The organism is Veillonella sp. 3_1_44 (assembly GCF_000163715.1).
GTDB lineage: Bacteria > Bacillota > Negativicutes > Veillonellales > Veillonellaceae > Veillonella > Veillonella parvula_A.
This window is the reverse complement of sequence record NZ_GG770200.1, coordinates 379,700-388,604: the sequence shown is the minus strand read 5'-3', so window position 1 is coordinate 388,604 and position 8,905 is coordinate 379,700. Positions and strand designations below refer to the sequence as shown.

The following is an 8,905-nucleotide window of genomic DNA, read 5'->3' as shown; positions in this document are numbered from 1 at the left end:
AAGGTTATCCCCTTACAGGATAACCTTTTTTATCTATATAATGATGTATTTCTTACGCTTCTTTTCCCTCTAGAATTAAGCACCTTGGAATTGAGGCATATCGTCGCCACTAGAGTCGTCCAATTTACCTTGAAGGTCATGGTCAACCATGGCACATACAGATGCATCAGACCATACGTTTTCAGCGGTTTCAATCATATCGATAATCGTATAGATTGGCAAGATGATACCAAGCAAACCAATTGGTGCACCGATGGAACTCATCAAGGATAAGGTTAAGAAATAACAACCCATCGGAACGCCCGCATTACCAATCGCAGCGAGAACAGCAATAAATAACCAAGCCACCATTGTGCCCATAGTTAATTCCATTCCTGCATTTTGCATTACGAATAAGGATGTAACAAGAATGAAAGCTGCGCAACCATTCATATTAATAGTTGTACAAATTGGCAATACGAAACGAGCTACTGCAGGATGAGCTTTCAAATTATCCTCAGCAGATGCCAATGTAACAGGCAATGTTGCAGCAGAAGATTTAGTAAACAACGCGACGGCTACGGCTGGAGACATTTTACGAAATACGTCTACAGGGTTCAAACCGCGGAATAACAAGAACAATGGAATTACGATAAAAAATTGGATCAAGTTACCACCGATAACAACAGCCGTATATTTACCTAAAGCACCAACAATTACGCCCGCTTCGATTTGCGCAGATAATTGACCTGCAAAGGCGAGGATACCGATTGGCAATACATAAAGTAATGCTTTAATCAATGTAAATAGTAATTCTTGTAAACCAAATAAGACTTTCAACACCGCTTCGCGATTTTCAGTGCGTGGCATGAACGCAAAGGCTAAACCAACGGAAGCAGAAATAAACATTACAGACAATACATTGGCTTGTAAGTATGGTTGCAAAATATTGTTTGGAATAACAGATAAGAAATGATCGTAATACGTAACATTACCAAGTTTTTCAGGCACTTGAGCTGCACCGGCACCGATTACATCAAGTGGTAAATTACCTGGTGCAATCCATAGGAACAAGCCAAGTCCTACAGCTCCTGCACAGATTGTAGTTAGCAAGGTATACACTACAGCGTGTCCAAAGATACGACCTGTATCCTTTTTAGCACCTAGCATGGATAATGTTGTAATTACCGCTAAGGATACGGTTGGAATTGCGATAAATTGGAACAAACGTGTAAAGACCGCTGCAATAAAGTTAAAGAGCTCATTTAAAGCCGGAATATGTTGCCATCCTAAGATAGCACCAATGATGAGTGCCCCCATCCATAAAATGAACTGACGCAATTTACCTTGACCACGACTTTTTAAGGTAATCTCTTGCGCTAAGGCATCCACATTTTTGTTGTTTTGATCTGCCATGATAACACCTCTCTACAAACTAAACTATATGAGACTATAAAAAGAAACCCCAGCCCTAGGGCTGGGACAGTGAATATCCGAGTCTCTCTTTAATTCACATTATAGAGATATGATTTAAAATTGTCAATTCCAATATTTGAACACATTATAATATATTCAAGTATTATTTCAATTTTTATAGACATTCTAATAAAAACTAATGATACATATCTATATCTACAGTAATCATTCGCGTTTGCTCTGGATTAAACATAAAGTAAATGACTCTAGGCTGGTCATGATCAAAGTTATGGTAAACAACATATACTATATATTTCTCAGCTGATATCCGAGTACTATAATAATAATCTTCCTTAGGATCATCACCGACACTCTGTGTACCATCAATTACCCAGGGAAATAATTTCCAGTTTTGTCGTTGAACGGTAATAATCTCATAATATTCATTCACGTCACTAACTAATAAATTTCTATCCTTTGGATATGTAAATGAATTAAGTGCTTTAAAGGTACTATCATTTTTCCTACCATTTACAAACGAATACCAAGCATGAGATTTAACAGTTTCCTCATACTGTGAAATAGTAGCTTTATCACCATCTAATACCAAGCAACTATAACTCCCACCCAATCCAATTACCTCAGCAGAAGAAACCACTTTCAAGCTCTCTGGTAAAGACTTAGGTGTTTGTAATGGAGCCGGAATATACCCCGCTTTAGATGAGGGCCATGTAGAGTGCCACTGTTTTGTATCATAATGAGATACCCCTATAGCAGAAAATGCTAAATTAACAGCTAATGTAGGAAGCATACACAGGAAAAAGATTACATAAAAATATGTTAAAAATCTTTTTCGTATAGCTTTCTCACTATCGATTACTCCACATTTTTCAAGCAATAACACAATCGTAGCTACTAACAAAATCAGATAGTATAACCCAGAATATGATATCTCATCCGAAAACAAAAATGTTAGTATCCAAAGAATTATAAAGAACCATATACTTTTTCTATATGGAGGCTCAGTAAACAAATTCTTTAAATACATTAAACACTGTCGCATATACACTCTCCACAACAACACCTATTCAAGTTACTTAGATTGATAAAACACCGCCCGTGTCCCATCATTACTAATCAAAAGTTCCACAAAATGAGGTCTCTTTGTATTACCATCATCAACAAATACATATAATCTATGATTCCGCGTAGAATTATATGTATCCTTGACTACTGTTTTTGTTTCTTTTCGGGGTGCAAAGCGCAACCACTCTATAAAATTCCGTTGCGGCAAATTTAAAGGTTCTTCTCCTATACTTTCTATAATATTATAGCTATTTGGGTGAGATATAAAACGCTTTTTCTCCCCAGTATCTAAATCACGCAATACACCATCCGCATCAATTTGCGCTGTATAAGCTGCATTTTGCTTAGCTATCGCTTCATATTGTGAGATTACTTTAAGGTCTCCTTCAAGTACTGTATATCTTTCTCGATATGCATTAGCCCATACTAAATCACTACGAAAAGCAGACGCTCTATAAATACCTTCTGGAAGTTTCTCTGGTCGTTTTAACCCCTCCGGCAATTCTTCACTATTAGGCCAACCACGTTTCCAATCCATCGTACTAAACTCAAAACCATCAGTTTGATCACGAGTCGTTTGAGTATCATATTGAATCCAATCAGCTACAAGCCAAGATATACTAAGGGTTATGACAATAAATAAACCGCAAGCTAGTCGGCTATGGGCTTTTTCAGATATGGTTCGTTTCTTAAAGCGACCATATTGCAGTAACACACTCAATACTATGGCTATACCAAAAACCATGTATGTAATAGGTGCTATGTTAAATAGCGCTACCACGATTGCAAACAACACGCATAGCATAACCGTTAATAGGCCATAAAATTCTTGAAACAAAACTCTCTCCTATCATGACAATACTTAGAACATTTTCTTATACAACATTTCTATATCTTCCTGACTCACATCGGCCACTGTATTAGCAATATTGCCGGTAGCTACGACATACACGTTATCGACAAGCCAAGGAATGTCTTTTTTTGTAAAGCCTAGTTCTGTAAGGTTTGTGGTAAGGTCTAACTCATGTACAATTAAACGCAGTGCTTCACCTAGTTCGGATCCATCTCCATGGTTAAAGATACGTGCCAAGGTAGCAAACTTATCGGGATTAGCACTCCATGTATATTCCACTACAATCGGTTCGATAACGGCAAGACCTACACCGTGAGTAATATCCTTAAGCCCACTAGCAGGATGTTCCATGCCATGAGCAAGTGTTACACCGGCGGTATTAATAACCATGCCTCCAATTGTGCTAGCCAATGTAACGGACTCCCAAGCTTTTGTAAGTTGAGTTTCGTTGAAAACAGCTGATTTGCTTTCAGCCTTTGCTTTCACATGTTTATATAAAGGCACGAGATATTGAGCCAATAATGTTACTGCATAGTGGGATAGTGCATCTGTAAAAGGTTGTGCCGTTCTTGATGTGTATGCTTCAATATTATGACAGAGTGCATCAAAGCCCACAGATGCCAGTACATGTGGCGGCATTGTGCCCATCACTGCCGGATCTACGATGGATACCTTTGGTACGATGGCATTACATCGCAAGGATTTCTTGTCTCCCGTTTCAGGGTTCGTAAGCACCCCGAAACCATTGCCTTCAGAACCTGTACCACAGGTTGTGGGAATTACAATTAGAGGCAACGCCTTATCACTGGTTTTACGGTTAAAGATATAGTCGTTAATGTCACCATCGTTAACGGCCATAAATGCAATGCCTTTTGCACAGTCCATGATGGAGCCCCCACCAATGGCAATGACCATATCACAGCTTTCAGATTTAGCTAAAGCAGCACCGTCCAATGCAATCGTCGTTAAGGGGTTCGCATCCACTTGATCAAACAGCACATGTTCGATATGTGCCGCATCAAGTTTTGCCGTCACACGGTCATATAGTCCAGATTTTTTAGCACTCGTACGCCCTGTTACGATGAGCGCCTTTTTGCCATAAGGCTTGACAAAATCAGCAACACGGTCGACTTTATCCCACCCAAATTGGATATGTACTGGTAAAAAATAAGAGAACTCCATGTGAACGACCTCTTTTCTATAAATACTAGTTCTTAATGTTATTGTAATGTATATTCAGACGCCTGTAAAACCTCATAGGACTTTCACCAGAAAACATGTATACTACATATAAGAGGGGTCATTTATTTTTATAGAGGGAGAGAATCTATGAAATCTGCAATTAAACATTTATGGTCTTCGCTGCGAGACCTAGCAACGCAGTCACCTATATTGCTAGTATTAATCGCCGTATTTTCATGTACACCATTATATATTGAGCAAGATTGGTTTTCTGATATAGACCTTGGATTGTACACGTTGTATTTCTTCATCGTCATACTGGAAACATATATAATGCGAGATCGAAAGTTCTCCATCATATATACTTTATTAAGTATAGGCATCAGCGTTGGTCTATATACGATTCACGAAACGTACCATCACATACGAGGCATCGAGTTGGCCACAGAAAACATATCATACCTATGGCTATACTCTATGATTGCGCTGTACTTTACGTCACCTGGTGAACACTACATCGGTGAAATCATCAACCGCATAAAACGGATTGGTATCACCATTGTTACATCAACACTGTACAATATAGTCATAGTCATGACCTTATGGTTCTTCTTCATCATTTTGGATAAACCATTCACCTTTGAAGATCTAATCTTTAAAGCACTAGCCGCTATTAATATTTTTATCTGTATGTCCATGCTGTGCACTTATAAAGAGGAGCTTGATGGACCGCCAGAACCAAATACATTCTATAATGTTGTTTTTGGAATCATACTACCAAAAGCTTCCATCATTACAGGTATTCTAGCTAATATCTACTTGGTATTGATCCTCTTAGGCCTCCGTGAAGATGCACGGTTCCTTTACACATATTATCCGTATGTAGCCATTTTCTATCTATTTTACTTGGCTAGTTTCAGGTCTAGCGAAAGCAGCAAGACACAAAAGATCCTATGTTTCTTATTTATTACGATTACAATATTATGCTTAATCCTGATTGGCAAGCGTGTAATAAATGAGCCCGTACTCTGGCTCAATACGATTTATGTGGCCGCATTCAATCTAATCTTCTTAGCACATAATGTATACTCCTTTGTAAAGCGTTTGACTCCATCGATCCATACAACGATTATGGCGCTCGCCCTAGGTGCAGTCCTTTTAATGCCTTTTATCGGTTACACATCCCATCGAGAGTTTACAAACTATACGAAAATTGACGGTCAATGGCACGTATACTTGCCTATTACAGAAACATTTAACCCTGATTTTACAGACTATGGCAGGACGATTATACAGGGGGATTCTTCAAAACTAGGAGCAACGGAAATATATAAGGAACGAAATATTCAGTTTATCAGCTTTACGGCCGTTGAAGAACCTCATGTTATTTCGCTTGTAGGATATAACAAATTCATTTCTAACATCGAATTAGAAGTACGTGAGCCTACTGATAGTACAGCTGACATACCAACAGCATCCTATGAATCTATCAACTTTAGATTCATCAATGAAGGCCTTGATTTAGAGGTATCTCTACCAAATGGCGTGACCGAGGTTCATCATATATATGAAAAATTTCTCACTGTTCCTAAAACGGCTTCAGATTCAGTCATTATAGAAGGCACGGGATACAAACTCTTAATCCACTCCTACTACGCATATCAAGACAGCGCACGAAGAATTATTTTTAGCGTATTATATAATTAATTATGAAAGCTAGTAATTTAAGGCATCTTCAGCCATATCGACATTTTTTGTAAAACTATATTAAAAAATTTCCAAATGTCAATATTGAATATATAGATTTTTTTCGCTATAATCGTAACATAATGTATAAGCCAAATAAGAAAACTACCATATATAGTAGTTTTCTTATTTTTCTGATTAGACTCAACTTAAAGATATTTTATATAATTCATTCTAATCTTATATATGCTTATACGACTATATTAACAGTTTTATGACTTTTTGCTCTCAAGGGGAACAGTAATGGAGATTATGATCAAGAAACGGGATGGCCATTTCGAGCCGTTGTCCGTTGAAAAAACGAAACGAATGATAGCCTTCGCATGTTTGGGGTTAGATTCTTGTGATCCACTAGAATTGGAAATGGATGCGAAGTTGCAATTCGTTGATGGCATGACTACTAAAGAAATTCAAAAGACTTTAGTCCAAACAGCTATCGAAAAAGTTATATCTAAAAAAGACGACGGCTTCGGCAACCAAGTTAATAAAATGAACCAAGATTGGCAGTTCGTAGCAGCCCGCCTATTCTTGTTCGATCTCTATAAAGAAGCCGCTATTACTCGTCGTTACAAAGCATTTGGCTACGGAAACTTCCCAAATCTAGTCAACATGCTTGTAAAAGAGAAAAAATACGCAGACTTCTTCGTTACAGAGTACACAGCTGACGAATTGCAAGAATTAGGCGATTACATCAAACCTAAGCGAGACTATCTCTTCAACTATGAAGGTCTCAAATTATTGGCTGACCGTTACTTGGTAAAAGGTTTTAACAAAGAAATCTTTGAATTACCTCAAGAACGTTTCATGGCTATCGCAATGCATTTGGCTCTTGTAGAAGGGGAAAATAAAGTAGAATACGCTAAGAAATTCTACGATTTGATGAGCCAATTAAAAATGACGACAGCTACACCTACTTTGGCAAATGCTGGTACACCATTCCACCAATTGTCCTCTTGCTTTATCTCTGGTGTAGACGACAACTTATGGTCCATTTACGACGTAAATAGCAAGTTCTCTCGCGTATCTAAACACGGTGGTGCTCTTGGTATCTACCTTGGTAAAGTTCGTGCATTGAACTCCGATATCCGCGGCTTTAAAAACTCCTCTGGTGGCGTTATTCCTTGGATCCGCTTGTACAATGATACTGCAGTTGCGGTAGACCAATTGGGTAAACGTAAAGGCGGCGCTACAGTAACGCTTGATATTTGGCATAAAGACTTCTACGAATTCGTAGAACTTCGTACAAATAATGGTGATGATCGTCGCAAAGCGCACGATATCTTCCCTGCTATCTCCGTTCCAAATATCTTTATGGAACGTATGTTAGCTCGTGAAAACTTCACCCTCTTCGACCCTCATGAAATTTTGGCTGTAAAGGGCTATTCCTTAGAGGACTATTACGATACTGATGACAATAAGGAATTCACGAAACGTTACCTCGAATGTGAACAAGATCCTAACTTACACGGCATCGAAGTGCCAGCATTAGACATGATGAAAAAAATCATGCGCTCCGCTGTTGAAACTGGTACGCCATTCATCTTCTTCCGCGACACTGTAAATGCTGCAAATCCTAACAAACATGCAGGTATGATTTACGCGTCCAACTTGTGCCACGAAATTGCACAAAACGTTGGCTTCACTAACTTAGCTGAAGAAATCATCAACGAAGACGGTACAATTACTACAAAAACAAACACAGGCGACATGGTTACATGTAACTTAAACTCCATTAGCCTTGGCCGTATTACAGACGAAGAGTTGGAAGAAAACATTGCCCTTCAAATTCGTATGTTAGACAATGTTATTTCCATCAACCAAGCGCCGGTGCCAGAGTCTCGCATGACTTCTGATAAATACCGCGCTATCGGTCTTGGTACGTCTGGTTATCACCACTACCTTGTAAACCATGATATCCAATGGGAATCTGATGAACACATCGAAGTAGCGGACAAATTATTTGAAAACATTGCATTCTATGCGATTAAAGCTTCTATGGAGCTTGCAAAAGAAAAAGGCGCGTACCCAGCATTCAAAGGTTCCGAATGGGAAACTGGTGAATACTTCACACGTCGTGGTTACACATCTGATCGTTGGAAACAATTGGCTGCGGACGTTGCAAAATACGGTATCCGCAACGGTTACTTGATGGCCGTAGCTCCTACAGGTTCTACATCCAACATCGCTAATACAACAGCTGGTATCGACCCTATCTTCAAAAAATTCTTCATCGAAGAGAAGAAAGGTTCTTTCACACCAAAAACGGCACCAGATTTGAACGACAAAACATTCTGGCTATACAAAGAGGCACATACAATCGACCAACAATGGTCCATCAAAGCTTGTGGCGTGCGTCAACGTCATATTGACCAAGCACAATCTTTCAACTTGTACATCACTCCTCAAATGAAAGCGAAAGAAATTCTTGACCTTTACGTAGAAGCCTACAAACAAGGGATCAAAACAATCTACTATATCCGTAACCAATCCCTTGAAATGGATGAATGCACAAGCTGTTCCTCCTAATATAGGATAGATACACGCTACATTCTATAATGCAATTTAAGCTATGGTAAAAGTTAAAGATATCATTGCCATAGTTTACAAAAAATATGCTCTATAACTAGAGAGCACTAAACCTGT

Annotated in this window: 6 protein-coding genes; 2 read left to right on the top strand and 4 right to left on the bottom strand. The window is 38.6% G+C overall.

Annotated elements, in window-relative coordinates; all coding sequences use genetic code 11:
• Positions 1–75: 75 nt before the first annotated feature.
• From HMPREF0873_RS05385 to HMPREF0873_RS05370, 4 genes are all read right to left on the bottom strand, one after another.
• Positions 76–1,395, bottom strand: coding sequence for a dicarboxylate/amino acid:cation symporter (locus HMPREF0873_RS05385; RefSeq protein WP_008714874.1), 1,320 nt, complete (start codon positions 1,393–1,395; stop codon positions 76–78).
• Between the two features lie 196 nt (positions 1,396–1,591).
• Complete coding sequence (locus HMPREF0873_RS05380) at positions 1,592–2,458, bottom strand: hypothetical protein (RefSeq protein WP_038125682.1); 867 nt, start codon at positions 2,456–2,458, stop codon at positions 1,592–1,594.
• Positions 2,459–2,488: 30 nt separating this feature from the next.
• A complete protein-coding gene (locus HMPREF0873_RS05375; protein WP_008714870.1) occupies positions 2,489–3,319 on the bottom strand; it encodes a hypothetical protein in 831 nt (276 codons plus the stop codon).
• 24 nt (positions 3,320–3,343) lie between these two features.
• Entirely contained in the window at positions 3,344–4,516 is a 1,173-nt protein-coding gene (locus HMPREF0873_RS05370; protein ID WP_008714868.1) for an iron-containing alcohol dehydrogenase, read from the bottom strand.
• Between the two features lie 147 nt (positions 4,517–4,663).
• Between HMPREF0873_RS05370 and HMPREF0873_RS05365 the strand changes: the two genes are divergently transcribed.
• Together HMPREF0873_RS05365 and HMPREF0873_RS05360 are read left to right on the top strand one after the other, a co-directional pair.
• Positions 4,664–6,223, top strand: coding sequence for a hypothetical protein (locus HMPREF0873_RS05365; protein ID WP_008714866.1), 1,560 nt, complete (start codon positions 4,664–4,666; stop codon positions 6,221–6,223).
• Between the two features lie 282 nt (positions 6,224–6,505).
• Complete coding sequence (locus tag HMPREF0873_RS05360; protein ID WP_004694965.1) at positions 6,506–8,788, top strand: ribonucleoside-diphosphate reductase subunit alpha; 2,283 nt, start codon at positions 6,506–6,508, stop codon at positions 8,786–8,788.
• Positions 8,789–8,905 lie beyond the last annotated feature (117 nt).

Coding starts and splice junctions, on each gene's coding strand:
- HMPREF0873_RS05385 (WP_008714874.1), bottom strand. CDS start 1,395: ATGGCAGATCAAAACAACAAAAATGTGGATGCCTTAGCGCAAGAGATT.
- HMPREF0873_RS05380 (WP_038125682.1), bottom strand. CDS start 2,458: ATGCGACAGTGTTTAATGTATTTAAAGAATTTGTTTACTGAGCCTCCA.
- HMPREF0873_RS05370 (WP_008714868.1), bottom strand. CDS start 4,516: ATGGAGTTCTCTTATTTTTTACCAGTACATATCCAATTTGGGTGGGAT.
- HMPREF0873_RS05365 (WP_008714866.1), top strand. CDS start 4,664: ATGAAATCTGCAATTAAACATTTATGGTCTTCGCTGCGAGACCTAGCA.
- HMPREF0873_RS05360 (WP_004694965.1), top strand. CDS start 6,506: ATGGAGATTATGATCAAGAAACGGGATGGCCATTTCGAGCCGTTGTCC.